The 26,310-nt window shown below is 47.2% G+C and carries 29 protein-coding genes; 23 read left to right on the top strand and 6 right to left on the bottom strand.

Annotated features, from left to right (window positions below; translation table 11 throughout):
* Positions 1 to 7 precede the first annotated feature (7 nt).
* Positions 8 to 967 carry a polyprenyl synthetase family protein gene (locus tag O9X78_RS17595; protein WP_269621017.1) on the bottom strand — a complete coding sequence of 320 codons (960 nt, stop codon included), beginning with the start codon at positions 965 to 967 and terminating at the stop codon, positions 8 to 10.
* Positions 968 to 1,232: 265 nt separating this feature from the next.
* Here O9X78_RS17595 and rplU point away from each other — a divergent pair, with 265 nt between their 5' ends.
* The 4 genes from rplU to proB all read left to right on the top strand — a co-directional run bounded on the left by rplU (position 1,233) and on the right by proB (position 4,261).
* Positions 1,233 to 1,544 (top strand): 50S ribosomal protein L21, encoded by a 312-nt coding sequence (rplU, locus tag O9X78_RS17590; protein WP_269621016.1) that lies wholly within the window; start codon positions 1,233 to 1,235, stop codon positions 1,542 to 1,544.
* Positions 1,545 to 1,561: 17 nt separating this feature from the next.
* A complete protein-coding gene (gene rpmA / locus O9X78_RS17585; protein WP_103684220.1) occupies positions 1,562 to 1,819 on the top strand; it encodes a 50S ribosomal protein L27 in 258 nt (85 codons plus the stop codon).
* Between the two features lie 96 nt (positions 1,820 to 1,915).
* On the top strand, positions 1,916 to 3,118 hold the full coding sequence (cgtA, locus tag O9X78_RS17580; RefSeq protein WP_269621015.1) for an Obg family GTPase CgtA: 1,203 nt from the start codon (positions 1,916 to 1,918) through the stop codon (positions 3,116 to 3,118).
* Positions 3,119 to 3,130: 12 nt separating this feature from the next.
* Positions 3,131 to 4,261 carry a glutamate 5-kinase gene (gene proB, locus O9X78_RS17575; protein ID WP_269621014.1) on the top strand — a complete coding sequence of 377 codons (1,131 nt, stop codon included), beginning with the start codon at positions 3,131 to 3,133 and terminating at the stop codon, positions 4,259 to 4,261.
* Between the two features lie 80 nt (positions 4,262 to 4,341).
* Here proB and rpsT read toward each other — a convergent pair whose 3' ends face one another.
* Entirely contained in the window at positions 4,342 to 4,614 is a 273-nt protein-coding gene (gene rpsT / locus O9X78_RS17570; RefSeq protein ID WP_159240972.1) for a 30S ribosomal protein S20, read from the bottom strand.
* A 117-nt stretch (positions 4,615 to 4,731) separates the two neighbouring features.
* Positions 4,732 to 5,106 (bottom strand): diacylglycerol kinase, encoded by a 375-nt coding sequence (locus O9X78_RS17565; RefSeq protein WP_435056066.1) that lies wholly within the window; start codon positions 5,104 to 5,106, stop codon positions 4,732 to 4,734.
* Between the two features lie 185 nt (positions 5,107 to 5,291).
* Here O9X78_RS17565 and lpxL point away from each other — a divergent pair, with 185 nt between their 5' ends.
* The 6 genes from lpxL to O9X78_RS17535 all read left to right on the top strand — a co-directional run bounded on the left by lpxL (position 5,292) and on the right by O9X78_RS17535 (position 10,923).
* The gene (gene lpxL / locus O9X78_RS17560; RefSeq protein ID WP_269621013.1) at positions 5,292 to 6,191 is read left to right on the top strand and encodes an LpxL/LpxP family Kdo(2)-lipid IV(A) lauroyl/palmitoleoyl acyltransferase; all 900 of its coding nucleotides are present in this window, start codon (positions 5,292 to 5,294) and stop codon (positions 6,189 to 6,191) included.
* Positions 6,188 to 7,102 carry a mitochondrial fission ELM1 family protein gene (locus O9X78_RS17555; protein WP_269621012.1) on the top strand — a complete coding sequence of 305 codons (915 nt, stop codon included), beginning with the start codon at positions 6,188 to 6,190 and terminating at the stop codon, positions 7,100 to 7,102. Before lpxL ends, O9X78_RS17555 begins: the two co-directional genes overlap by 4 nt.
* A gap of 21 nt (positions 7,103 to 7,123) precedes the next feature.
* Positions 7,124 to 8,266, top strand: a complete 1,143-nt coding sequence (locus O9X78_RS17550; RefSeq protein WP_269621011.1) for a glycosyltransferase family 4 protein — start codon at positions 7,124 to 7,126, stop codon at positions 8,264 to 8,266.
* Between the two features lie 69 nt (positions 8,267 to 8,335).
* Positions 8,336 to 9,376: a glycosyltransferase family protein gene (locus tag O9X78_RS17545; protein WP_269621010.1), complete on the top strand. Its 1,041-nt coding sequence runs from the start codon at positions 8,336 to 8,338 to the stop codon at positions 9,374 to 9,376.
* Positions 9,373 to 10,068, top strand: a complete 696-nt coding sequence (locus O9X78_RS17540) for a YrbL family protein (RefSeq protein ID WP_269621009.1) — start codon at positions 9,373 to 9,375, stop codon at positions 10,066 to 10,068. The genes O9X78_RS17545 and O9X78_RS17540 overlap by 4 nt, the downstream gene beginning before the upstream one ends.
* Before the next feature lie 45 nt (positions 10,069 to 10,113).
* On the top strand, positions 10,114 to 10,923 hold the full coding sequence (locus tag O9X78_RS17535) for a glycosyltransferase family 25 protein (RefSeq protein WP_269621008.1): 810 nt from the start codon (positions 10,114 to 10,116) through the stop codon (positions 10,921 to 10,923).
* Here the strand turns inward: O9X78_RS17535 and O9X78_RS17530 are convergent.
* Positions 10,907 to 11,947 (bottom strand): glycosyltransferase, encoded by a 1,041-nt coding sequence (locus O9X78_RS17530; RefSeq protein ID WP_269621007.1) that lies wholly within the window; start codon positions 11,945 to 11,947, stop codon positions 10,907 to 10,909. The two genes, O9X78_RS17535 and O9X78_RS17530, sit on opposite strands and share 17 nt — an antisense overlap.
* 217 nt (positions 11,948 to 12,164) lie before the next feature.
* Here O9X78_RS17530 and rfbB point away from each other — a divergent pair, with 217 nt between their 5' ends.
* The 6 genes from rfbB (at position 12,165) to O9X78_RS17500 (ending at position 17,704) form a co-directional block, all read left to right on the top strand.
* Positions 12,165 to 13,235, top strand: coding sequence for a dTDP-glucose 4,6-dehydratase (gene rfbB, locus O9X78_RS17525; protein WP_269621027.1), 1,071 nt, complete (start codon positions 12,165 to 12,167; stop codon positions 13,233 to 13,235).
* Positions 13,236 to 13,368: 133 nt separating this feature from the next.
* Positions 13,369 to 14,253: a glucose-1-phosphate thymidylyltransferase RfbA gene (rfbA, locus tag O9X78_RS17520; protein WP_269621006.1), complete on the top strand. Its 885-nt coding sequence runs from the start codon at positions 13,369 to 13,371 to the stop codon at positions 14,251 to 14,253.
* Between the two features lie 18 nt (positions 14,254 to 14,271).
* Positions 14,272 to 14,811, top strand: coding sequence for a dTDP-4-dehydrorhamnose 3,5-epimerase (gene rfbC / locus O9X78_RS17515; RefSeq protein ID WP_269621005.1), 540 nt, complete (start codon positions 14,272 to 14,274; stop codon positions 14,809 to 14,811).
* Between the two features lie 29 nt (positions 14,812 to 14,840).
* On the top strand, positions 14,841 to 15,737 hold the full coding sequence (gene rfbD / locus O9X78_RS17510) for a dTDP-4-dehydrorhamnose reductase (protein ID WP_269621004.1): 897 nt from the start codon (positions 14,841 to 14,843) through the stop codon (positions 15,735 to 15,737).
* A gap of 46 nt (positions 15,738 to 15,783) precedes the next feature.
* Entirely contained in the window at positions 15,784 to 16,578 is a 795-nt protein-coding gene (locus O9X78_RS17505) for a glycosyltransferase family 2 protein (RefSeq protein ID WP_269621003.1), read from the top strand.
* Between the two features lie 100 nt (positions 16,579 to 16,678).
* Complete coding sequence (locus O9X78_RS17500; RefSeq protein ID WP_269621002.1) at positions 16,679 to 17,704, top strand: hypothetical protein; 1,026 nt, start codon at positions 16,679 to 16,681, stop codon at positions 17,702 to 17,704.
* 6 nt (positions 17,705 to 17,710) lie between these two features.
* Here O9X78_RS17500 and glf read toward each other — a convergent pair whose 3' ends face one another.
* Positions 17,711 to 18,805: a UDP-galactopyranose mutase gene (gene glf, locus O9X78_RS17495; RefSeq protein WP_269621001.1), complete on the bottom strand. Its 1,095-nt coding sequence runs from the start codon at positions 18,803 to 18,805 to the stop codon at positions 17,711 to 17,713.
* A 372-nt stretch (positions 18,806 to 19,177) separates the two neighbouring features.
* On the opposite strand from glf, the gene O9X78_RS17490 reads away from it, so the two are divergent.
* The 7 genes from O9X78_RS17490 (at position 19,178) to O9X78_RS17460 (ending at position 25,863) form a co-directional block, all read left to right on the top strand.
* Complete coding sequence (locus O9X78_RS17490; protein WP_269621000.1) at positions 19,178 to 20,143, top strand: glycosyltransferase family 2 protein; 966 nt, start codon at positions 19,178 to 19,180, stop codon at positions 20,141 to 20,143.
* 36 nt (positions 20,144 to 20,179) lie between these two features.
* Positions 20,180 to 21,112: a glycosyltransferase gene (locus tag O9X78_RS17485; RefSeq protein ID WP_269620999.1), complete on the top strand. Its 933-nt coding sequence runs from the start codon at positions 20,180 to 20,182 to the stop codon at positions 21,110 to 21,112.
* Between the two features lie 31 nt (positions 21,113 to 21,143).
* Complete coding sequence (locus O9X78_RS17480) at positions 21,144 to 21,560, top strand: sugar 3,4-ketoisomerase (protein WP_269620998.1); 417 nt, start codon at positions 21,144 to 21,146, stop codon at positions 21,558 to 21,560.
* Entirely contained in the window at positions 21,557 to 22,105 is a 549-nt protein-coding gene (locus O9X78_RS17475) for a GNAT family N-acetyltransferase (RefSeq protein WP_269620997.1), read from the top strand. Before O9X78_RS17480 ends, O9X78_RS17475 begins: the two co-directional genes overlap by 4 nt.
* 7 nt (positions 22,106 to 22,112) lie before the next feature.
* Positions 22,113 to 23,264 carry a DegT/DnrJ/EryC1/StrS family aminotransferase gene (locus O9X78_RS17470; RefSeq protein WP_269620996.1) on the top strand — a complete coding sequence of 384 codons (1,152 nt, stop codon included), beginning with the start codon at positions 22,113 to 22,115 and terminating at the stop codon, positions 23,262 to 23,264.
* A 254-nt stretch (positions 23,265 to 23,518) separates the two neighbouring features.
* Positions 23,519 to 25,012 carry a SulP family inorganic anion transporter gene (locus O9X78_RS17465; protein WP_269620995.1) on the top strand — a complete coding sequence of 498 codons (1,494 nt, stop codon included), beginning with the start codon at positions 23,519 to 23,521 and terminating at the stop codon, positions 25,010 to 25,012.
* Positions 25,012 to 25,863, top strand: coding sequence for a universal stress protein (locus tag O9X78_RS17460; protein ID WP_269620994.1), 852 nt, complete (start codon positions 25,012 to 25,014; stop codon positions 25,861 to 25,863). The genes O9X78_RS17465 and O9X78_RS17460 overlap by 1 nt, the downstream gene beginning before the upstream one ends.
* 78 nt (positions 25,864 to 25,941) lie before the next feature.
* Here O9X78_RS17460 and O9X78_RS17455 read toward each other — a convergent pair whose 3' ends face one another.
* Positions 25,942 to 26,175, bottom strand: a complete 234-nt coding sequence (locus tag O9X78_RS17455; RefSeq protein ID WP_269621026.1) for a phosphate acyltransferase — start codon at positions 26,173 to 26,175, stop codon at positions 25,942 to 25,944.
* Positions 26,176 to 26,310 lie beyond the last annotated feature (135 nt).

The raw sequence follows: 26,310 nt of genomic DNA, 5'->3' as shown, positions 1-26,310 counted from the left end.
AGCGCGCTTAACTGCGGCGCGATAAGGCTATTGTGGTGAGTTTTTCGAGTGCGTCTCGGTAAGGAGATGGCTCGAATGGTGTTAGCGCGGCTAGTGCCAGATTGGTATAGCGTTCTGCTGCACTTCTGCAATAAGCAAGTGCGCCGGTGGTGGTGACGGCGTCAACGATGGCATTGAGATGCTCGGCGGTTTTATTGCTGATGGCGTCACGTACCAATTGTTGTTGTTGTTCATTGCCGTGTTGTAAAACGTAAATGAGGGGGAGTGTTGGCTTGCCTTCGGCAAGGTCGTCGCCGACATTTTTGCCGGTTTCGTCTGGGTCGCCTTCGTAGTCAAGAATGTCGTCGATGAGCTGGAATGCAATGCCGAGATTGAGGCCATAGTCGTAGAGGGCTGTTTGGTGCTGATCGGCATTGCTGATTATCGCTGCGCCTTCGCAGGCTGCGCCGAATAGCACGGCTGTTTTGCAGCGAATAACGTCGAAGTAGGTCGTTTCACTAGTATCAGCATTGCCGGCGCGGCTCAGTTGCAACACTTCGCCTTCGGCTACGGTGTTAGTGGTGCCAGACAGAAGCCCCATCAGTGGTAGGCTGCTGATTTCGACTAGAATTTGAAAGGCGCGTGAGTAAAGGAAGTCGCCAACCAGAACGCTGGGCGCATTTCCCCAATTTGCATTGGCTGTTGGCCTACCGCGGCGTAGTGCCGAAATATCGACAACATCGTCGTGAAGTAGTGTGGCGGTATGTATAAATTCGATTACCGCAGCCAGCTTAACGTGCTGCTGTTCAATCTTGCCAATAGCACCGGCGCAAAGAAGGGTAAGCAGGGGGCGCAGCCGCTTGCCCCCAGCATCGACGATGTAGTGGCCGATGTTTTCTACGAGGGGCACATTGGAGTGCAGTTGTGCGATGATAAACTCGTTGACCGCGGCAAATTCGCTGTCAACGATCTGGCGGATCTGTTGCATGGTTACGAGATACGTCTGGCGGAGTCGGTTGGCATCGTATGAGCGCAGCTGCGAGCTGTCAAGGTTTCTGCGCTAAGCGTTTTTTAGAGTGTTGTTTATTTTTACAAAACTGCGTACAATTCGCGCCCCTGAAAGCAAAACCGTGCGACCCCTTAATGGTTAAGTGGTGGTGACGGTGCCTGGACTTGTCCCGGCGTGGAATGCGCAAGCATAAAACGCTCGGCCGAAACAAATTATTGCAAGCAGGCTCTTGGAGATTATGCCCATGTACGCAGTTATTGAAAGTGGTGGTAAGCAGCACCGTGTGATTGAGGGTGAGACCCTCAAGCTAGAAAAAATTGAAGTTGCCACTGGCGAAAGCGTAACCTTTGACAAAGTGTTGATGGTTAAGGCCGGTGAAGAGCTAAAAATTGGCGCACCTTATGTCGATGGTGGCAAAGTGACTGCGGAAGTTATTTCGCAAGGTCGTCATGCCAAGGTGAAGATTGTTAAGTTTCGCCGTCGGAAGCACAGCATGAAGCAAGCTGGTCACCGTCAGTGGTTCACCGAAGTGAAAATCACTGGTATCAGTGCTTAAGGAATTAGGAGAGACTCATGGCTCACAAGAAAGCTGGTGGTAGTACTCGTAACGGACGCGACTCGCAGAGTAAGCGTCTTGGCGTAAAACGTTTTGGTGGTCAAACTGTTAGCGCGGGCAGCATTATTGTTCGTCAGCGCGGCACACGCTTTCACGCAGGTGAAAACGTCGGTTGTGGCACCGACCATACTTTGTTTGCAAAAGCAGACGGTGTGGTGAAGTTTGAAGTGAAAGGTCCAAAGAGTCGCAAATACATTAGTATTGTTGCGGCCTAAGCCCTCTTCTCGACGTTTAAAGCCTCGTCTGTTGACGGGGCTTTTTTGTTTCTGTAGATAGGTTTTAAGCACACTCCTTTTTAGGTTGGCATAGTCATGAAGTTTGTTGATGAGGCGGTAATCAGGGTCGAAGCGGGTCGTGGTGGCAATGGCTGCATGAGCTTCCGTCGCGAAAAATTTATACCCTGGGGTGGTCCCGACGGTGGTGATGGTGGGGATGGCGGTAGCGTTATTCTGCGCGCTGACGCATCGATGAACACTCTGGTCGATTTCCGCTTTGTTAAAGCTTATAACGCGCGAGTAGGTGAGCCTGGTCGGGGTGCCAACTGCCGCGGCAGAAGCGCTGAAGATTTAATTTTAGATGTGCCGGTGGGTACCACGGTTGTCGACGAAGATACCCTGGAGGTATTGGGCGATTTGGTTGCTGCTGGCGATACGCTCAAGGTTGTCCAGGGTGGGTTTCACGGTCTGGGTAATACTCGCTTTAAGTCTAGTACTAACCGCTCGCCTCGGCAGTTTACGCGCGGAAGTGACGGGGAGGTTCGAAACCTGCGCTTAGAGTTAAAGGTGCTGGCGGATGTGGGGTTATTGGGTATGCCTAATGCAGGCAAGTCCACTTTTATTCGCGCCGTCTCTGCTGCCAAGCCAAAGGTAGCAGATTATCCATTTACGACGCTGGTCCCCAATTTGGGCGTGGTTCGTGTGCAGCAGTATCGCAGTTTTGTGCTGGCTGATATTCCCGGTTTGGTCGAGGGTGCGTCAGACGGCGCGGGGCTTGGAATTCGTTTCCTGAAGCATTTAACGCGCACCCGCTTATTGTTGCATATGGTTGATATGGCGCCCTACGATGGTATAACGCCGCAAGAGTCTGTTGCGATAATTGCTAAGGAGCTGTCGCGGTTTAGTCCGACGCTGGCTGGGCGTGAGCGCTGGTTGGTATTGAATAAGCTTGATATGTTGCCACAAGATGAGCGTGAGGCGCGTTGCCAAGAGGTAGTGGATGCGCTTGCTTGGACTGGTCCAGTGTATCGGGTGTCGGCATTAACGGGTGAAAATACCAAAGAACTATGCCGGGATGTATTGCAGTTTGTTGAGGAGCAGTCCGAGTTGCTAGCTACCGATAGTGAGGCTGCTGAGCGCGAGCGCGATATACAGGATGCAATGCAGTCTGAGGCTCGTGAGCGTATACAGGCGCTGGCAGATCAGCGGCGTTCTGAGCGACGCGCGGCGGGCGATACGGATGATTACGACGATGATGAAGATGACGACCACGATGTGGAAGTGGTCTATCGGCCTTGAGGTGAAGTGATCTTGTCTGAGAGTAGGCGGGGGCTAAAAGCCAGTAAGCGTGTGGTGGTGAAAATTGGTTCTGCGCTGTTAACGAACGATGGGCGTGGGCTTTATGCCGAAGGCTTGGATGCGTGGGTATCCCAGTTGGCGTCGCTTCGCGCGTCTGGTCGCGAAGTGGTGCTGGTGTCCTCGGGTGCCGTCGCCGAGGGCATGACTCGTCTTGGCTGGCGCGAGCGTCCCGATAACCTGCATAAGTTACAGGCTGCCGCCGCTGTCGGGCAGATGGGGCTGGTGCATGCATACGAAACAAGGTTTCGGACTCATGGTTTGCAAACTGCGCAAATATTGCTGGGTCACGACGATATTTCTGCGCGTGATCGCTATTTGAATGCGCGTAGTACGCTGTTAACTCTGCTTGAGTTGGGTGTTGTGCCGGTGGTTAATGAAAACGACACAGTGGTTACCGATGAGATTCGCTTTGGTGATAACGACACGCTGGCAGCGCTGGTTGCCAATTTGATCGACGCCGACACGCTGGTGATTTTGACTGACCAGCGCGGTTTGTTTGAAGAGGATCCCCGCTCTAATCCTAATGCTAAGTTAATTTCGGAGGCCTCGGTCGAAGATCGCGGCCTCGATATCATGGTTGGTGGTGCGGCTGGCTCTCTTGGTCGCGGCGGTATGTTGACCAAATTACGCGCGGCACGTTTGGCGTCGCGCTCCGGTGCGAATACGATCATTGTTGGAGGGCGTGAAGACCGGGTCTTGGATCGGATTTTTGAGGCAGAAGATTTAGGTACGCTGCTGCTTTCGAAGGAACCGCCAATTACCGCTCGTAAAAAATGGTTGGCAGGGCAATTGCAATTGCGAGGCACTGTAGAGCTTGATGATGGTGCGGCGCGTGTACTGCGTCAACAGGGGCGCAGTTTACTACCCGTGGGGGTAGTGGCGGTTACCGGGCAGTTTTCTCGTGGTGATCTAGTGAAGTGTGTTGACGGCCAAGGGAATGAGGTTGCGCGGGGCTTGGTTAACTATTGTGCGGATGACGCCCGGCGTTTGCAGGGTATGTCTAGCAGTAAGATTGCTGAAACCTTGGGTTTTGTTGGTGAGCCAGAGCTTATTCATCGAGATAATTTAGTGGTAAGTGGCTGAGTGCCGATTCACAAATACTGGACAATAAAAAAACCCGCTAAGAAGCGGGTTTTTTTATACTGCAAAATCAAAACTATAAATTAAGCGGCAGCGCTCATTGCTTTGATTTTGCTGTTCAGTCGGCTCTTATGTCGAGCAGCTTTGTTCTTGTGAAGAATGCCTTTGTCGGCCATGCGGTCGATAACAGAAACTGCAGATACATACGCAGTTTTAGCCGCTTCTTGGTCGCCTGAAGCAATTGCAGCCAATACTTTCTTTAGGTATGTACGTACCATTGAGCGCAGGCTGGCGTTATGCGTACGACTTTTTTCCGCCTGACGTGCGCGTTTTTTAGCTTGTGGAGAATTCGCCACCCTTATAACTCCTTGAAACCTAGTGCTGAAAATTTAGGCCGGGAATTATTCACGTTTGACGAACTATTGTCAAGCCCGTAGCCAGCCTATCGTGCTAATTATTCGTTAATCGCCATTTTATAAAAATCGCTCCGCAGCAATCATTCCCCAGCAGCTGATACAAAGCAGCAGGCTTAGCATAACCGCGGCCGAGCCAATGTCTTTGGCTTGGCCTGACAAGGGGTGGTGGTCGGTGCTAATCCGATCTACGACGGCTTCAATCGCCGAGTTAATGAGCTCAACGATGACGACGATGATGACGGTGGTAATTAATATTGATCGTTGGGTGGCATTTGTGCCCAGCCATAATGCGCCGGGGAGCATAATTAGTGCGAGCATGCTCTCTTGTCGGAAGGCTTCCTCATGCTTCCATGCGGCGCGCAAACCTTTAAGGGAATATTTCGACGCATCCAAAATGCGTGCAGGGCCAGTGCGGCCAGGTTTGTTCATCATGATAAGTTTGTAAATCTCCGCGCTGCTTGGTTTATGCTGCCAATCTTAGGTGGTGCATTACGGCGTCGGTTTAACCGGCGCCGTGCTAACCTCGTGCGGCAAACAGTGTACAATGCGGCACTTTATCTGCGTAATTTTATTCGCAGTGCCAGTATTGAAATGTAGCAATAGTGTAATGCAATCAGATGACAATTGAGAGACAGCTGCTTTATCCGCGTCACTGGCTTACGTGGTGTGGGATTGGTTTACTTTGGTCGCTCGCCCATTTGCCGCGACGGCTAAGTTATGCCTTGGGTGCGGGAATAGGTAATGTATTTTACTGTCTTGCAAAAAGACGGCGTCATATTTGTGAAACAAATTTGCGGCTTTGCTTCCCCGAGTTGTCGAGTGCCGAGTTTACCTTGCTGGTAAAGAAGACCATGCGTAATCAGGGCGTGGGGCTAATGGAAACGCTGCGGGTGTGGTTTATTGCACCAGAAAAACTTGGTGTTGAGTTTGAGTTGATTGGTAAAGAACATCTCGAAGTGCCGGAAGGTGGAAGCGGGATTATTATCATTGCTACCCATTTCACTAGCTTGGATGTTTGCGGCACCTTAGTTGGCGGACAGTACCCATCGGATTCGTTTTACCGCAAGCACAAGAACCCGGTGTTTGAATATATTTTGAGCAGGTCGCGCGGTCGTTATGGCGAGCCGATTCATCGGCGAGATATCAAGCGGGCCTTGAAACGGCTTCGCGAGGGGCGGCGCTTATATTATTTGCCCGACCAGGATTACGGCCGAAAGTCCGCGGAGTTTGTGCCGTTTTTTGGTATCCCTGCTGCGACGACCATTGGCACCAGTACCTTGGCAAAAGGTGGTCGCGCGAGGGTGGTGTATGCCAATCAGCAACGTCTGGATAGTGGTCGCCGTTACCGTGTTGAAATTATACCCATGGATAATTTCCCCAGTGGGGATCCTGTTGCAGATGCGCGGGCGATTAATGCAATTCTTGAAGAAAATATTCTTATGGTGCCCGAGCAGTATATGTGGGTGCACCGTCGCTTCAAGACTCGGCCCGTTGGTGAGGCAGGGTTTTACGAATGAGCTTGCGCCGCATTTGGGTGATCACCGATGGTCGCTTGGGGCACCTTAATCAGTTGCGGGGTTTGTTGGATCGTCTGCAGGACAAGTCTGATGTAGAACTCCATTGGCTTGATCTTACAAAACAGAATTTTAGTTTTAAAGGTTGCGGGCATTTGATGTCTCAATTTAAGACGCAGCATAGGCCAGATTGGATACTGGCAGCGGGCAGCAAAACGCATCTGCCCATGTTGTGGTGTAAGTGGGTGACGGGAGCTAAAGCGTTTTTATTAATGCGGCCATCGCTGCCTTTGGGTTTATTTGATGCGATATGTATGCCCTTTCATGACTCGCCACCTGAGCGAGATTCAGTGCTTGGTACCTTTGGTGTTATCAATCATATTGTTCCTAAATATGAAGGACGTAACGATCATCAGGGTTTGATTTTATTGGGTGGAATCAATAAGCATTTTTCTTGGGACAACGCCGCCGTTCTCGCGCAGCTAAAACGCATTGCTGGTGCCCAGACCGGTATTGAATGGTTGGTGTCAGATTCGCCGAGAACGCCTGTTGGCCTCCTCGACGCGTTATCAGAATTAGCCTTGGTAAATATTAAAGTTTTGCCGTATTCAGAAACCGGATCTGGATGGCTGCCTAAAATTTTGTCTCAAGTCGGGCAGGTTTGGGTAAGTTGCGATAGTGTTTCTATGGTATACGAAAGCGTGAGTTCAGGTGCACCGACGGGCTTGATTGATCTAGCGCCATTGCGAGAGTCTCGTGTGACAAGGAGCATGGCTCAGCTAGCGACTAGTGGTCTTGCCACGGCGTATGCACATGCGGATTTAAGTAAAAAATTACCGTCTGCTGTGCGGCCCTTGTGGGAGGCCGATAGAGTCGCCGATTGGTGGTTGCAGCTTGATAGTGCTTGTCTTTAATAATTTAGATTTGGAAACGATATGCCCAGTGCTGAGAGCATAAACGTCAATATAACGCGGCCGCTTAAAATAGTGCAGGTCTTGCCTGCCTTGAACTCTGGCGGTGTTGAGCGCGGCACTGTTGAGTTGGCGAGGGAGTTGGTGCTTGGTGGCCACACTTCAGTTGTCATTTCCTTTGGTGGTCGTATGGTGGAAGGGCTTGTTTCAGACGGAAGTGAGCACATTACTTTTCCCGTACATCGCAAGTCGCTATGGTCATTATTGCAAGTTCGTCCCATGCGCAAATTGCTCGAGTCGTTAAATGCGGATGTGGTACATGTGCGTTCACGAGCGCCTGCCTGGATAGTTTGGTTGGCGTGGCGGCGGATGAATCCCGTAACTAGGCCGCGTTTAGTTAGCACATTTCATGGCATGTACTCGGTTAATTTTTACAGTGCAGTGATGGCGCGTGCCGAACACCTCATTGCGATATCCGACTGCGTAAAAAAATACATTATTACTAATTATAAGGCGGATGAACGTCGTATCACTCTTATTCCCCGTGGTTTGGATCCCGCTGCGTTTAATCATGATGCGTGCACTTCTGAGTGGAAAAAAGAGTTATTCCAGCAATATCCGCAACTGCAAGATAAGCACATCATTTTAATGCCTGGGCGTTTAACCCGTTGGAAGGGGCAGGAGGCGTTTTTACAAATGATGTCGCGTTTGGTACGACTCCGTCAAGATTGCCATGGTGTGGTCGTGGGTGATGCTGAACCTGGTAAGCAACATTACTTTGATGAATTGCTAGGTATGCGGTCGGCACTCGGGCTTGATGACGCGGTGACCTTTGTTGGTCATCGTAGCGACATTGCTCAATTCTATGGGCTAGCTTCTGTCACCTGTCATATGTCCAATAAGGAAGAGCCTTTTGGCCGCACGGTGCCAGAGTCTCTGGCGAGCGGCACACCTGTAGTCGCTTACGATCGCGGCGGGGCTAGCGAGTCGCTTAATGCTGGGTTTCCGCAGGGTTTGGTTGCGCCCGATGATGTGGTGAGTTTTGCGGCTCGGGTAGATGACTTAATTGATGCCGACGCAGAGATTAAACTCCCGGAAAACTATTATTTAAGTAGTCAGCTGGCGAGTACCTTGGCGGTTTATCAGCGCTTATTAGCAAATCCATGATGCAGTGCATATCATGTTGAATATAGATGACGTGTTAAATTTGTTGTTCACAGGCGGCGAGAATAAATAATGAAAGTGCTACATGTTGACTACGACCGCTTGCGCACTTACGGCGTTAGCCGCATTAGTTGGGCGGAAAAACTAAAATACGGCTTGATTCGCAATAATCATTATGTGCGTAGTTTTAGTGATCGGGATGTTGCTGCGTTTGAGGCGCCACTGGGTATTCGTGAGCTGGGTAAAAAGGCGGCGAATAAGCGGTTTTTAGAGGCGGTAGAAGGTGTTGACCCGGATCTAATTATTATTGGCCATACTGATATTATCAGTATTGAAAGTTTAAAGCGGGTTAGGCAGCGTTTGCCAAACAGTGTAATTATTCATTGTAACTGCGACCCCTTGTTTGTGCCGAGTAATAGCGAGCGAATTGCTGCTTTTGCTGGTGTAGTGGATGCGGTATTTGTGACCACCGGTCTGCGTGATATGCAGCGCTTTGCTGGCCTGGGGGCGCGCTTGTATTACATACCGAATCCAGTGGAGCCCTCAGTGGAGGTGTTGGATAACTCGCAACAAACTGACTTAGATATTGATTTACTGTTCTGTAGCAATGCAACCAAGTTCACCAAGCGATTAGAAATGGTAAAGGCGGTTAAAGACGCCGTTGATGGAGAGATGAATTTTAAAACCTACGGTAGTTTTGGCGAGGAACCGGTTTGGGGGCGTGACTATGATCAGGCCTTGTCGAAGACGAAAATGGCGCTGAATTTAAATCGCCAAGAGGGCGATCAGTGGTATACCTCGGACCGAATGTCCCAGCTTGGCGGAAACGGTATACTTCAGTTTGCGCATAGTAGTGGCGATTTTCAGGATTATGTTCCAGCTGAAACCTTAGTTTATTTTGATGACGAACAAGATTTGATTACTAAAATTCGCGAATTTCATCATGACGACGATAAGCGGCGTGATTGGGCTGCACGTGCGCGTAACTTTTTCCAGCAAGAGCTTAATTCAACGCTTTACTCACGATACATCGTTGAGGCAGCTATGCAGTTACCCTTCAGTCATGATTATGTTTGGGCGCGCAATATTCATCCCAATGGCACCGCCAAATGATCGAGCTTAAAGACTTAGACCCATTTGCAGCGGGAGGAAATCGTTGGTGCTATGTAGACCCTAGCGATTCAGCTCGGTGTATAAAAGTGCGGCGGCCAGATTTTAGTGTTGAGGAGCGTCGGCGTAGTAAGGGCTTTCCAAAAAATTTAAAACCCCTGTCTAGCTTCGATGACAATTTAGATGAATTTAATGTGATGTCCGCGCTGGTTAAGTATTACGAAGACGGAGTTTTTGCGCATATCAGTCGTTGTTATGGTTTTTTTGAAACGGATATGGGTAAGGGGTTATGTTCAGAGCTGATCCGCGACAGTGATGGCGCAATTTCATTGTCGCTTAAACAGTATTTATGGGAGTACGGGTACAGTGGTGATTGTCAAAAAGCAGTAGAAGAATTAGCCCAGCATTGGTTGGCATACTGCGTACCGTCTCGAGATCTAATTCTTCACAATCTTGTGGTTCAACGCGATTACGACGAACTTGGTGCGACGCATATTCGCCGTTTGGTTGTTATCGATGGTTTGGGCGCTTCCGGATTACTGCCTGGGCATCGTATGCCTAAGTTTATGCAGCGTAAAAAAGCGGGGCGCAAAGTCGAGAATTTACATCAGCGAATCGATGAGTTGTTGCAGGACAAGTCCCAAGGACGCGGTCCAGGTATGCATGGTTTTTTGTTCCATAAAGGTCAGGAGTGAATCGAGCGTGACCAATTTTAATGGTTTTTTCATGTTGGTGTGGCGATGAAGCTTGCATGCTGGGTTATCAGCTTAAATCCTGATGCTGAAAATACCGTTAAGTTATTGGGCTCGCTACAGCAGCAAGGTATTTCTGCGAGCTTGTTTCCCGCTGTAGATGGTCGTAGAGCAATGCCCGCCCTAAAAAATGGTGAGCGCTTTAACCATGTGTTGGCAATGATTAGGCATCGTAAGCAGCTGACATCGGGTGAGCTGGGGTGTTATCTCTCGCATTTTCGCGCTGTGCGTAAAGCGTATGATGAGGGTTATACTCATCTTTGCGTGTTGGAAGACGATGTTGTTATTGAGTCTGATTTTGCTCGTGTTTTGATGGCGCTGCTGCCGAACAATAATCTAGACATGGTTCGCTTTATGGCTCTTCGTTTGCGACCACGTAAAGTGATTGGCGATATTGCTGATACTGGCCATTTACTAACACGGCCTAAGCGCGGCGCTGTGGGTACGCAGTCATATGTTTTGAATCGCACGGGTATGAAAAAGTTCTTGGATTACGCTCAGACGATCTATGAACCGGTGGATAAATTATTTGATCACTTCTGGTTATACAATTTAAAAGTGTACGGTGTGGAGCCGCATACGGTTTACGAGTTGGATCACGCGACGACAATTGCCAAAAGTGCAGACCCTAGTGTGGTGGGGCCGACACTGTGGATGCGTTTAGCCTATCATCCGGTGAAGCTTTGGTTCAGCGTGCGGCGTCATTTTCATTTATTGCGCTATCGCGACGAATATACTCCCGCGGTGAAATCCGGTAAGAGTAAGGCGGAGCTGGGGCGGACTAGCCGTATTCGCTAAGTATGCTTTTCAGTGCGACAGTTATTTTGTTGGCTACGATGAGTGGTGTGTAATTGTTGAGTACTGTCTGTTCTGCATTGCGGCTAAGCGTCTGTGCCAGTGTTTCCTGTTCGATAAGTGTTTTTAAACCTTGGCCTAACGCCTGAGCAGAATGGTTTTCCGTTAAAATGCAGTCATGCATGTGCGTGCCGATTTCGGAAGGTCCCTCACTAGCTGTGGACACCACAGGTATACCGTGGATAAAGGCTTCCAGCAATACTATGCCAAAGGGTTCGTGCAAGGAGGGCAAGCAAAAAATATCTGCATCGGCGAAAAAATCGCTTTTGTTTTTTACCCAACCACAAAAGCTCACATCGTTTGTTAGAGATAGCTGGTTCCGCAACGCCAGCAGTCTCTCTTTCTCATCACCATCACCACCTATGACTGCGCTAAACCTAAAGCCCTGTGATTTGAGTAGGGCAAGCGCCTCTAAAAATAAGTGAAAACCCTTTTTCTCAACGAAGCGGCCCATTGTGGCAATGCGAACTGGGTTTCGAAAGTGCGCTTGACGCGGGGGTGGGTCAATTGAATGGATCATATTGGGGATGTGAAAACACTGTTTTGCGTTAGCCAAGCCTTTAGTAATAACAGTGTTGCGTAAGTCTTGAGATACCGTAAAAACGGCGTCGCACTGCTTCATGTGTTGCAGTTTGTAATTGTGGGCAACGCCGACCAGTGGGATACCTAAATTTCTTGCACTTTGTAGTAGTGAAATGGGCCTGTTGCCATGTGCAATAATGATGTCAGGTCTTTCGGATACTAGGCATTGTTTGATTTTGGATTTTGCAAAAATATCCCATTGGCCACGATTGCGGATTTCAATGCGCGTAAGCTTGCCGGAAAGCGTGGCGTTGATTGCTGATGCTGGCTGGGTCAGGGCGATAACGTCGTGGCCCAGCTCGGCGAGTGCGTGGCAATAGTCGGCAAACGATTGCTCAATACCGCCAAGTCCGGTGCTAAACATAGCATTGAGTATACGCATCATTATTGTCCCATTGAGGGTGTGGGATGGCGCTGTTAGCGTCATTGGCTATTGGCGGCAAAGACTAACGTAATTGGCGCTTGGTCGCCAGAGTCGCTGTGAGCTTCGTGGAATCTCATGAGCACCCTTGGCGGTGCTATGTGCGGGGCTATTCGGTACAATGCCAGTCTTTCAAGATTAAGTTAGTGTGGTTGAGTGTATCGTGAGTAAATTTAGGAATGTGACAGCCTTGGTGACCGGCGGCGCGGGCTTTATAGGCAGCGCGTTAGTGCGCCATATTTTGGCAGATACCGATGCTTCACTAGTGAATGTCGATGCTTTGACGTATGCGGGTAATTTAGAGTCAATACCCGGTGCAGACGACACAGGGCGCTATGTGTTTGCGCAGGTGGATATTTGTGATTTTGCTGCTTTGAGTTCGGTGTTTGCAGAGCATCGGCCGGATCTTGTGATGCATCTTGCGGCAGAGAGCCATGTCGATCGTTCCATTGATGGCCCGGGTGCCTTTATCCAAACGAATGTCGTTGGTACCTACAATATGCTTGAAGCTGCGCGTAGCTATTGGCAGGGTCTTGAAGGAGATAAAAAAGCGGACTTCCGTTTCCATCATATCTCCACCGATGAGGTCTATGGCGATCTTCATGGCACTGATGATCTCTTCACCGAAACCACCTCCTACGAACCTAGCTCGCCGTATTCCGCGAGTAAGGCTGGGTCAGACCATTTGGTCAGGGCTTGGGGGCGAACTTTCGGTTTACCCATTGTTGTGACCAACTGTTCAAATAACTACGGCCCCTACCACTTCCCTGAAAAACTCGTCCCCCACATCATTTTAAATGCCCTCCACGGCAAGCCCCTGCCAGTGTATGGCGACGGCAGTCAGATTCGGGATTGGCTTTATGTGGAAGACCACGCTCGCGCGCTGTTTAAAGTGGTTACCGAAGGTAAGGTGGGTGAGACCTACAACATTGGCGGCCACAACGAGAAGCGCAATATCGAGGTGGTAGAAACCATCTGTGAGTTGTTAGAAGAGCTAGCGCCAGAAAATGCCAACTCTCGAGCCAGTGGTAAAGGTTTTAAAGACTTAATCACTTTTGTTAAAGATCGGCCTGGGCATGATGCGCGTTATGCTATTGATGCGAGTAAGATTCAACGCGAGCTAGGCTGGACGCCACTAGAGACCTTTGAGTCGGGCATTCGAAAAACCGTGCAATGGTATCTCGACAATCCCGAGTGGTGGCAGCGTGTGTTGTCAGGGGATTATAAATTAGATCGGATCGGTGGTGGCTGAGTGCTTAGTGGCGCTAAATGCTGGACGGGAGATGGGCGACGCAAAAGCCTAAGCGGTCCGCCGCTTTTTCTACGTAATGACATAAAACGTACATTGTGGCTCAGTTCACAACACGGTCTGCAAGGGAAGCTCAATGAGTAAAAAATACAAAGGTATTATTCTGGCTGGTGGCTCAGGAACGCGCTTGCACCCAATCACTATGGGTTGTTCTAAGCAGCTACTTCCTATCTACGATAAACCAATGATTTACTACCCCTTGTCAGTGCTCATGCTGTCAGGGATCAAAGATATTCTGGTGATCTCCACACCGACTGACCTACCCGGCTTTCAGCGGCTATTGGGCGATGGCAGTCAGTTTGGTATTACTATTTGCTACGAAGAGCAGCCAAGTCCTGACGGCTTGGCCCAAGCATTTACCATCGGTGCCGATTTTATTGGTAACGACAATGTCAGCTTGGTCTTAGGAGATAATATCTTCTACGGGCAACACTTCTCTGACAACCTCAAAAGCGCTGTTTCCAAGGACACGGGTGCCACGGTATTTGGCTATCACGTGACCGACCCTGAGCGCTTTGGGGTGGTAGAGTTTGGTGATGACGGCAAGGCGATCAGTATTGAAGAAAAGCCTCTTAAACCGAAATCAGCTTACGCGGTCACGGGCTTATACTTTTACGACAATGATGTGGTTGAGATTGCGCGTAGCATCAAGCCTTCACCCCGAGGGGAGCTTGAAATTACCGATGTAAACCTCGCCTATCTCAAGCGTGGCGATTTAAGCGTTGAAGTGCTGGGTCGTGGCTTTGCTTGGCTGGATACAGGCACCCACGATTCCCTTATTGATGCGGGACAATTTGTGCAAACCGTAGAACATCGTCAGGGCTTAAAAGTCGCTTGTTTAGAAGAGATTGCGTATCGCCAAGGCTGGGTTAGCGCGGAACAGCTTATCAAACAGGGCGAGATGCTAAAGAAAACCGGCTATGGCCAATATTTACTGCGTGTGGCCGACGGCTACAAATAAGCGGAAACGACTACTGATATGAACGTCATCCAAACTAAACTGAAAGACTGCGTCATTATTGAGCCCAAGGTATTTGGCGATCATCGTGGTTTTTTCTTAGAAACCTTTCAAGCTGATCGATATCGTGAACTGGCGGGCATTAGCCTGCCGTTTGTGCAAGACAATCACTCCCGTTCCGCTAAAGGTGTACTTCGGGGCCTTCACTTCCAAAAGACCAAGCCCCAGGGCAAATTAGTGCGGGTGGTGAGTGGTGAAGTTTATGATGTGGCAGTAGATATCCGCCAAAACTCACCCAGCTTTGGTCAGTGGGAGGGCGTGATCCTCTCGGAAGAAAACAAACGTCAGTTTTGGGTGCCGCCGGGCTTTGCCCACGGCTTTGTGGTACTCAGTGATACCGCCGACTTTGAATACAAATGCACGGATTACTACGACCCCACTGACGAGGGTAGCTTGGTCTGGAATGACCCGGCCATGGCCATTCCTTGGCCGCTGGATAATCCCACCCTGTCAGACAAAGACAGTAAAGCGCCGACTTTTGCCGAGTTGTTTGCTAAATGAGCGCCAACCCTGAAACAGGCATCCGATCAATGCATATACTTGTGACCGGTGCCAATGGTCAGTTGGGTCAATGTTTAGCTGATCAACTAATCGCCCAAGGCATTACCCATACCTTGTTAAGCCGCCAAGACGCCGATATCAATGACACGGTGGTATTGGAAAAGATCGTTGCTGATAAGGGGATAACCGCCATCATTAATGCGGCGGCCTATACCGCAGTAGACAAAGCAGAGTCAGAGCATGAATTGGCTAAACGCATAAATGAAGATGGCCCTGCAGCACTGGCCAAACTATGTAGTCGTTTTGACATCCCATTGCTGCATGTCTCAACGGACTATGTGTTTGATGGCAATAAAAAAACACCCTACCTAGAGACGGATCAAACCAATCCCGCTGGGGTGTATGGCCAAACTAAACTACATGGTGAATTGGCCGTGCAGCGCCATTGCCCCAAGCACATTATTTTGCGCACTGCCTGGGTGTTTAGTGAATACGGCAATAACTTCCTGAAAACCATGCTGCGCTTAGCAAAAGAGCGTGACACCTTGGGTGTGGTAGCGGATCAGGTTGGGTGCCCGACTTACGCGGGAGACATTGCGAACGCGTTGATCAGTATCGCAAAGCAGTTGCACGAGGTAGAACAAAATAAAAGTGAGGCGCAGGCCCGCTATGGCGTTTATCATTACTCCGGAAATGAAGCAGTGAGCTGGTACGGATTTGCGACAGCGATATTTGAAGAAGCGCATAAGCAAGGCGTGTTGAAAAGCATACCGACGGTCAATGCGATAGAAACAGAGGCGTACCCGACGCCGGCCATGCGTCCGGCATACTCGGTGTTGAGTGCTGAAAAAATTGGGCAGGATTATGGTGTGTCGGCAAGCAACTGGCGAGCCGCATGTAAAAAACTCAATGCGTGTTTGGTTTGAATCACAGGCATGATCGAAAAATAACAGGTTGGAGTAAGCGTTACTAATGCAGGATTTGCTGAACGAATTGACCCTAGTTACGGTTACTTATAACAGCGCAGAGGTGCTCTCAGCTCATATCGCGTCTTTACGAGATACTTCTTCGGTGGCTATGCCGCGCTGGATAGTCGTCGATAATGCTAGTACTGATGGCACTGACGCAATTGTGTTCGCTAATAATGATTGTGTCGAAATGCTGAAAAGTGAGAAGAATCTCGGCTTTGGCGCTGCTTGCAATCTCGGTATTAACGCTAGCACAACTCGCTACGTAATGGTGTTAAATCCCGATACTCAGCTTTCAGAGGCGGCTGTTGATCAATTACTTGCCGAATTAAAAAGTCATGGCGCGGCTATCGCTGGCCCCGCATTAGATCCCGAAGACGATAAATCAATTGTTAATGTACCTTGGCTAGTTGGTGCGGTTTTACTGTTTGATACCCAGCTAATGAATCCTGTTGGCTATTTTGACGAGCAATTCTTCTTGTACGAAGAAGATGTGGATATTTGTAAATGCGCGAATGACGCAGGCCTACAGGTTATTCACTGTCGTAACGTTAGTATCCCGCATGTTGGTGGAGGATCTACGGTAAGAACAAAAACGGTCAATAAATTTATACATTTTCATAAGGGGCGATCATATGTTCTTTATGCGAAGAAGCACGGATTGGGTAGTGAGCATATTGAACGCTATGTTCGAAAAAACAAGAAGCGCATGTTGATTGCTTTGATAAGTTTTGGTGTTAATCGCTATGTGAGAGCAAGATCAAAGCTTGATGGTGTTAGGTCAGTATCAGAATTTTGACTTAATCTATAAAGGGTGCCTTTTTCGGTGCGCGTTAAATTTATAAGTTAATGTTTAATCGTTAGAAAAACTGTAAATATATAGAGTTGCGAGATCAAAAATGCTTCATAAGGAATTTGATATTGTTTACGTCGCTGCGCCAGCAAATCAAGCATCTGGCGGCCCGGAATTGCTTCATCAATTAGTGGCTACGCTTCGTAATAATGGTGTTGAGGCTTTTATATATTACTACCGGCGAGTGTCCGGTCGTGATCCTATTCACGAGGAGTTTAAAGGATACGGAAATTTATATGTAGATTTTATAGATGATTCGCCAAGGAATATTTTGATAGCACCAGAAACGCAAACTGATATTCTAGATAATTATAAATACGTGAAAAAATCCATTTGGTGGATGAGTGTTGATTTCTACTATAAGTCATTAGGTTTTTCGATAAAGTGGCATAGAATGTTGAAAAATAAATGGCTGAGGTATTTATTGCTTCTTGGTAAGTCGTCAAAGACAAAGCGTTATTTCTTTTTTGGAAAGAGTGGTACGAAGAATTATATTCATTTTGTGCAGTCGGAATACGCACGAGACCATTTGCGGACTAAAAAAGTGGCGAGCGACAGCGTCTTAATTCTATCGGATTATCTAAATTCAAATTTTATATCGTTAAGTATTGATGCCTGTAAATCTAATAAGAAAGACATTGTGGCGTTTAATCCAAAAAAAGGGGCCGATTTTACGAGTAAACTGCGTGTTGCTATGCCCGAAGTGGAGTTTGTGCCAATAGAGAATATGTCACGTGCACAAGTCATTGAGTTGCTGAGTGCTGCGAAAGTTTATATTGATTTTGGTGAGCATCCTGGTAAGGATCGTATTCCTCGAGAAGCATGTATTTTGGGGGCTTGTATAGTAACTGGGCGGGACGGATCAGCGGCATATGATGTCGATGTTCCAATACCGTCAGATTACAAATTCAAACGTGACTCTAGCTCGATCCCCGAGATAGCCGTGAAAATCCGCGAGTGCTTCGCTGATTTTGATATTCGCCGAAAGGATTTTGATGGTTATCGAGAAATGATTCGCAATGAAGAAGCTTGCTTTATTAGTGATGTGAAGCGAATTTTTGTAAATACATAAGCGTCCTTAGGGCATTTTCTTTATGTCATTCAAGGCTGATGCAATGATTTGGTGCATGTCGTAGTAGCGATACTCTGCTAGTCGACCGCCGAAAAAAATATTATTTTCTAGTTTGCTAAGGTCTCGATACTGACGATACAAAGTATCATTTTTGTCGTTGTTTATTGGGTAGTAAGGCTCTAGGCCGTCGGTCCATTCTGCGGGATATTCGTGTGTAATAACTGAGTGGGGCGTATCAACGGGATCAAAATGTTTGTGTTCAATTATTCGTGTATATGGAACTTCGCGTTCAGTGTAATTGACTACCGCATTGCCTTGCACGTTGGGTTTGTTAATAGTTTCGGTTTCAAATCGTAGGCTCCGGTATTCGAGCTTTCCGTAGCAATAGCCAAAATACCGATCAATGGGGCCGGAATAAATGACGGCTTTGCTAGTTTGATCTAGCTCCTTTCTATTGTGAAAGTAATCAGTGTTGCAGCGAACTTCAATTCCCGCGAGCATCTTCTCGATAATTTGCGTGTAGCCACCTATCGGAATACCTTGAAATTTGTCATTAAAGTAATTGTTATCGTATGTGAATCTCACTGGAAGTCGTTTAATGATGAACGCGGGAAGTTCGGTGGCAGGCCTCCCCCACTGCTTTTCTGTATAGCCTTTTACTAGTTTTTCGTAAATGTCTCGTCCGACCAGTCGAATTGCTTGTTCTTCAAGGTTTTTGGGTAGCTTTTCGCCGAGCTCAGATTGTTGCTCGGCAATTTTAGCCTGCGCCTGCTCAGGTGTGATTGCACCCCAAAGCTGGTTGAAGGTGTTCATGTTAAATGGGAGGTTATAAATTTTCCCTTTGTAATTCGCTACTGGGGAGTTCGTATACCTATTAAATTCGGCAAACTGATTAACGTAATTCCATATTTCTCTGTTGTTCGTGTGAAATATATGTGCGCCATATTTATGGACTTGGATGCCATTATTGTTTTCAGTGAATATATTGCCACCGATATGGTCGCGTTGCTCTATAACCAGTACGCGTTTTCCACGCTTTTTTAGCTCGTGGGCGCAGGTGCTTCCGTAAAGTCCGCTACCAACTATCAGGTAGTCATACATTGATGGTTCTCCGGGCTGTTGTTTGCTGGCTCAGTGCGATCCTTGTTTGGGCGCTTGATTCTTAGTGACATAATACCTAGCAATCGTGAACAATGCTGTATAATGTTGACGATTTACGTGACCTATTCGCGCTATATCGCGATTGTATTTGTTGCTGTGGTTGAACTTGAGAATTGTTGGCTGTGGGCCAATTGAAACTCCTTAGGTTGTTTTGTCTTAAGGTGAAGGCAGAGCGACAGCAGGGCTATAGTGTTGCTCGTTCAGCTGCGCTAAAGCGCTGTAGCTGGCGTCCGTTTGGCTGGCGGTTTTTGTAGGTATGCTTATATTGTCATATTTTGTCTTTAATTCATCTTTAAGTAATTAAGAAAGCTAATGGGCAGCCAAGAAGATAATACAGTAGTAACTTGTGATCAAAGTCTTGTCTCGATCGCAATGTGTACTTATAACGGTGAGCAGTATCTAGCGGAGCAGTTAGACTCTATTGTTGGTCAAACTTATGCGAATCTTGAGATCGTTATTGTCGATGATTGTTCATCGGATGGCACCTTAGATATATTGACCAAATACGCTAAGCGTGATAACCGAATTCGTCTAATATGTAACGATGAGAATCTCGGCTTTGTTAGGAATTTTGAGAAGGCGATAAATGAATGTCGGGGCGACCTGATAGCACTTGCCGATCAAGACGATATTTGGTTTTTGAATAAAATAAGCTGTCTGGTCGAGAATATAGGTGAAGACTGGCTCATCTATTCGAAAGTTGCTGTTATTGATAGTAATGGTGTTCGGCAAGATGTGGAGTTCCCAACGGTAAATCGTATAGAGGGGCGTTGCGCCCTATCGCTGATTCTGAATAACTGCGTTACTGGGCATGCCTGTTTAATAAGGCGCGAGTTACTAGAGCTTGCTATGCCCGCCATGTCTCAAATGCCATATCACGATCAGTGGCTCGCTATAGTGGCGGCTTCTCGCGGGAAGTTGAAGGCGGGTAGTGATGTGTTGTCGTTATATAGAAAGCATGATAGCAATGCGGTTTGGGGCTCAAAGTCGAAACGGAGAATTCCTAAGCATATCCACGTATCTAATAAGTTTCGAAAATCCTGTGACTTCATTTTGCCAGTAATACAAAGTGGTATTCTTTCGGCGGAAGAGCAATTGCTCCTTGAGGCTTTCTATAAAAAATACATTCGGAATGAAACGGTTTTTTATAATTTTGAGCTAAAAAGATTTTTGAATAAAAATGGAGATCATTTTCTCTGTCTCTTTGATAAGAGAGAGAGCTTTGTTAAGAAAATATGTCGTGGGAAGTGGTACTTTATTTTGGTTCCTTTTGCATAGTCTTTGTGGTCGCGTATTTATATTTTTGGTGGGTTAATGGATACACCTCGGGTCTGCGTCAGTTTTATTTTTTGTTGTTACAATCAATATCAGTACATCGACGCTGCGGTTAAGGGTGTTTTGTCGCAGGACTACCCGGTTGCTGAGTTTATATTCTCAGACGACTGTTCAATAGATGGTAGTTATGAGGAGCTAGAGCGCGCTGTCGCACAGTATGCTAATGGGCGCCCTGTAGTTGTTAACAGAAACGACAGGAATTTAGGGTTGATTGCCCATGTAAATTTGCTTGTTTCGCTGTGTCGGGGGGAGCTGGTGGTAGTTGCGTCAGGGGACGATATTTCTTTTCCGCATCGGGTCTCTAGATTAGTTGAAAGCTATCTGAGTAATGGTAAGCCTATGTTGCTTCATTCGAAGGCAGTTGATATCGATGCGGATGGCTTTGTTATTGGTTCAGAGTCGCCGCATGCTAATTTTCGTCGTCAGTTGAGCCTTGAGGAGGCTGCTTTTTCGCAAAGTATTTATTTGGGGGCGAGCGGCGCCTGGTCTAGAGAGTTAATAGAAAAGTATGGTGTGATTGATTACTCATGCGCGTTTGAAGATCTTGTTATGGGTTTCAGGGCTGTGCTTGAAAATAGCATCTTGTACATCGATGAGTGTCTATTGTACTACCGTACCTCTGTCGGTATGTCGCAGCAAGTTTCGATTGCGCAACCGAATAGTTTGCAGCGGCGAAAGAGTCAAGTTTGTCTAATGCTTGATACATTGCAGCAACGACGCGCTGATTTAAAAGTAAGCGATCATTTAGAAGGTCGACTGGATCGGAAATTAAAAAAGCGCATATCACGGCTGTTGGTTAGAAAGCATTTTCATTTCAATCCCTCCGCTTTAATCGGAGATCTTTTGTTAAGGCCTACCGCTTTTTTTTCGGCAATATCAAGTGAATTTAAATTCATGCGATCACTTGATTAGTGATTGTTGTGTAGCTACAAGGATCGTATATGTGGAAAGTATTAAGTCTATGAGCATAATTACAATGCTTGATTTGCCCGTACGTGGCGATGATAGAGGATCCCTGATCGCGCTAGAAGGCGGTATTACTCTGCCGTTTGAAATAAAGCGTGTGTATTATATTTTTGATACTTCCGATGGGGTTTCTAGGGGGTTCCATGCCCATAAGAAATTGCAACAGCTTATGGTTTGTTTGTCAGGAAGATGCCGCGTTGTGTTAGATGACGGTGTACGTCGTGAAGAGGTTTGGCTGGAAAGTCCTACCCAAGGACTGCAAATTGGCAATATGATCTGGCGTGAAATGCATGATTTATCGCCGGGATGCGTGATTTTAGTGGTTGCTGGCGAATACTATAATGAAGATGATTATATTAGGAGTTATCAGGATTTTTTGGAGTTGTCGGCGTGAAATCATTAATAGGACGTAGTGTATATTTGCGCTTGGCAGAAACCTCTGATGCTGAGTTTATTAACTCTCTGCGAACTGATTCTCAGTTTAATAGGTATCTCTCTGCGGTTGATGGTTCGGTAGCCCTGCAGCGTGAATGGCTTAAAGCGTATAAAAAGCGTGAACATGCGGGAACAGAATATTATTTTATCGTTTTGAAGCGAAGTGATAACACGGCGGTGGGTTCGATTCGTATATATGACTTTCGTCTCGATAGAAATTCCTTTGCCATAGGAAGTTGGATTCTGAACGGTGCGAAGACGCGTAGCGCGGCGTTGGAGAGCGCGTTGTTGTGTTATCGCTATGGGTTTAAAGAACTCGGTTATACAAACTGCCATTTGGATGTTCGCAAGGGAAATGAGAAAGTGATCAGTTTTCACCAGAAATCAGGCGCAGCGTTAGTTGGTGAGGATGGGGAGAATGTGTATTTCGACATGTCATTGGAGAGCTGTGATTTATTTCTAAACACTTTTCGGCGATTTATAGAGCCAGAGTTCTACGAATAAGTTAAATATGGCAATTTCAAAGTTTCCACAAGATGTGCAGGCGGTATTTTCGGTACCATTTCTTGATTTGAAGGCGATAAATACTCAATACAAAGACGAGCTAAATTCTGCCGTCTCGCGTGTTATTGACTCAGGCTGGTATATTCGTGGCCGAGAGCTCGCAAACTTTGAGCAAAGGTTTGCCGAATATTGTGGCACTAAATTTTGTGTTGGTGTTGGAAGCGGGCTAGATGCCTTGAGTTTGACGCTCAAGGCATGGCGTCAGATGGGGTTGGCCGATGTTGGCGATGAGGTGCTGGTCCCTGCGAATACATATATTGCGACAATCCTTGCAGTGCTGGATGCTGAATTAGTTCCAGTACTGGTAGAGCCGGATGAGAAGACCTTTAATATGTGCCCAAAGTTAGCAGCCGAGGCGATTACTCAGCGAACCAAGGTGGTTCTTCCAGTGCATTTGTATGGTCGTATGGCAAATATGCCTGAGCTATCTGCCTTAGCTGAACGTGCGGGTTTGTTGTTGTTGGAAGATGCTGCGCAAGCCCACGGTGCAAGTCTATGTGGGCGAAAAGCGGGTGCATGGGGCGGCGCCGCTGCATTTAGTTTTTATCCAGGTAAGAATCTTGGTGCGCTCGGTGACGCTGGAGCAGTGGTTACAGATGATGCTGAATTAGCACGAATGGTTGGCATGTTAGGAAATTATGGAAGCCAAGAAAAATACGTTAACTTGCATATTGGTTCTAATAGCCGTTTAGATGAGATACAGGCAGCAATGCTTTTGGTGAAGTTGGCATATATTGATTCGGAGGCTGCAAAAAGAACAATCGTTGCAAAGAAATATAGTGAGGGAATAAGGCACCCACTGATCGAGTTACCAGAGTGGCTATATGACGCCTCTCATGTGCATCATCTCTTCGTTATTCGAACCACTCACCGTGACGCACTGCGAACACACTTGAAAAACAAGGGTATCCAGACCCTAATTCATTACCCTGTACCTCCTCATCAGCAGGCTGCGTTAATCCAACATTTTAGGCATTTATCGTTTCCTATTACGGAAAGTATTCACAGCAGTGTATTGAGCTTGCCAATGAGTCCTGTAATGACGAATGAACAAGTTAACACTGTTATTGATGCATGTAACCTCTGGTCTCCGTTCTGAAACAGCCATACTTTTGTGGCAGGGCTCTAATTTGAGTAGTCATATTGTTGTCATAAATGGCATCTTATTGAAGTACCTTGATCATTTAGCCATAACACTCAGCGCAAGTTTATAAAGAAGGTATAATACAGACTTCGTCTGTTAGATGGTGTTAATGCCATATCTAATACTTATATTTCATTTCTTTGATAGTTGTTTGTCTAATGAGCATTGTCGAAGGATGATCGTTTATTTTTTTCATCAATGAGTTTCTAATGTTATTGCTCTCAAAAAAAGAAGACTGGTTAGGAAATGTTCGAGGCGACATTCTCGCCGGACTAGTTGTTGCTCTAGCCCTAATACCTGAGGCCATCGCCTTTTCTATTATCGCTGGCGTCGATCCAAAAATTGGTTTGTACGCGTCATTTTGTATTGCGGTAGTTACGGCTATCGTCGGTGGTCGGCCGGGGATGATTTCTGCCGCCACTGGCGCGATGGCCTTACTGATGGTGACATTGGTTAAAGACCATGGCTTGCAATATCTGCTCGCAGCTACCTTGCTAACTGGCGCTTTGCAGATTGTGGCGGGTTATTTAAAGCTTGGGCAATTGATGAGCTTTGTGTCCCGCTCGGTGGTTACTGGCTTCGTTAATGCCTTGGCTATTTTGATTTTTATGGCGCAGCTGCCAGAGCTAACAAATGTAACGTGGCATGTGTACGCCATGACCGCAGCTGGCTTGGGCATTATTTATTTGTTTCCGCTGGTGCCTGTTGTTGGCAAGGTTATTCCATCGCCACTGATTTGTATTCTTACCCTCACCGCTGTGAGTTTGTTTATTGGTCTTGATATTCGTACAGTTGGGGATATGGGGGAATTACCTGATACCTTGCCGATCTTCCTTTGGCCTGATGTGCCGCTGAACCTTGAAACGCTGAGTATTATTTTCCCTTATGCCGCTGCGATGGCGGTGGTGGGTTTATTAGAGTCTTTGATGACGGCGACCATCGTCGATGACCTTACCGATACTGGCAGTGATAAAAATAGAGAGTGTAAGGGCCAGGGTATCGCCAATATTTTTTCTGGTTTACTTGGCGGGATGGCCGGTTGTGCGATGATTGGTCAGTCGGTGATTAATGTGAAGTCTGGCGGCCGCGGTCGCTTGTCGACCTTCTTCGCGGGCACAATGTTGCTGACTATGGTCGTATTCTTGAGTGACTGGGTGTCGTTGATTCCCATGGCTGCTTTGGTTGCAGTTATGATTATGGTCTCTATTGGTACCTTTAACTGGTCATCGGTAACAGGTTTGAAATCTAATCCTCTGTCGGCAAATATTATTATGTTGGCGACGGTGGCTGTGGTGGTGTGGACGCATAATCTTGCCTATGGCGTTTTTGTCGGCGTATTACTGGGCGCCTTATTCTTCGCCAACAAAGTTAGTCACTTCATGTATATCAGCAAGGACGAAAGCGATGAGGGCAATACACGGATCTATAAGGTAGTAGGTCAGGTCTTCTTTAATTCCGCTGAACGTTTTAATGCCGGTTTTGATTTTAAAGAGGTGGTAGACAAGGTTGTTATCGATTTGAGTCGCGCCCATTTCTGGGACATATCTGCGGTTGGTGCTTTGGATAAAGTCGTTATTAAGTTTCGACGCGAAGGTGCTGAGGTCGAATTAATTGGTTTGAATGAGGCCAGTGAGACGATTGTAGATCGCTTCGGTATTCACGATAAACCAGAAGAAATTGAAAAAGTATTGGGAGGCCACTAATGAATAATAATTATGTGTTGGCGTGTATCGATGGTGCGAGTCTTACTACGGCGGTGTGTGACTATGCGGCGTGGATGTCGCAAAGAACTGGTGCAGCATTAAAGCTGCTTCACAATATTGAGCATCGCCCGCAGGCGGCGGTTGCAGATTTAAGCGGTAGTATTGGGCTGGGTAGTCAAGAAGAGCTGCTTGAAGAGTTAACCCGCGTAGAGCAACAGCGCAATAGGCTCTTGATGAAAAAGGGTAAGTTGATGCTTGATGCTGCAAGCGAGCGAGCAGTGGTGGCGGGTGTTGCTGATGTTGATGTGTGGCAGCAGCATGGCAGTCTGCAAGAGTCATTGATTGGGCTAGAAGAGAATATACGTGTCTTGGTGATGGGGGTTCGCGGTGATGAGCATCAAGAAGGGCAAATAGGGGCACATTTAGAAACGGTTATTCGTTCTTTGCATAAGCCCGTTTTGGTTGTGAATACGCCATTCTTTACGCCCAAGAAAATCATGCTGGCTTACGATGGTCACGATGCGTCTAGAAAGGCCTTAGATATGGTCGCGTCTAGTCCTGTGTTTAAAGATATTCCCTGTCATTTAGTCTACGTTGGTGATGAGTCTACTGCGACCAACGTATTGAATGACGCAGCGAAGGTCTTGCAAGCCGCCGGAATAAAGCATGAGCTTGTGAATTTACCTAAGGGAAAAAGTGACGAGCAACTTTGTCATTACCAGGCTGAGCATGATATCGATTTGACCGTGATGGGAGCTTATAGTCATCACCCATTGCGCGATATGCTGCTGGGTAGTTTTACCGCTAAAATGTTGCACAAGACTAAGCGGCCGTTGTTATTGTTACGCTAATTAGTATGAAATAAGGTGGCGAGCGGGCTAAGTGTGCGTCACTTTATTGGCGCTTTTTCTTTGGTGTTTGAAGTTTAATTACTGCGCCAATACCGCCGCAATCACTGCCACATCAACAATATCCTCTGCTGTACATCCCCGTGATAAATCCATCCACGGCTTTGCCGGTCCCTGAAGTATCGGGCCAATGGCTTTCGCACCACCAATTCGCTCAGTGATTTTGTAGGCGATATTTCCCGCTTCTAAACTTGGAAACACAAATACATTTGCCTGGCCGGCGACGGTCGAATCTGGTGCTTTGCGTTTGCCAATGGTGGGCAGGTAATCCTCCCATTTTTAGCTGATGCTCAAAGTAGAAGTTAAGCAGCCATCAATGGTGGCTTCCCATTGTTGGCTTTATGGGGGCGTTCATGATTGTAAAACCAAAGCCACTCGGTTGCATACTCT

This window comes from Zhongshania aquatica, assembly GCF_027257955.1.
GTDB lineage: Bacteria > Pseudomonadota > Gammaproteobacteria > Pseudomonadales > Spongiibacteraceae > Spongiibacter > Spongiibacter aquatica.
This window is presented reverse-complemented; position numbering and strand designations above follow the sequence as displayed.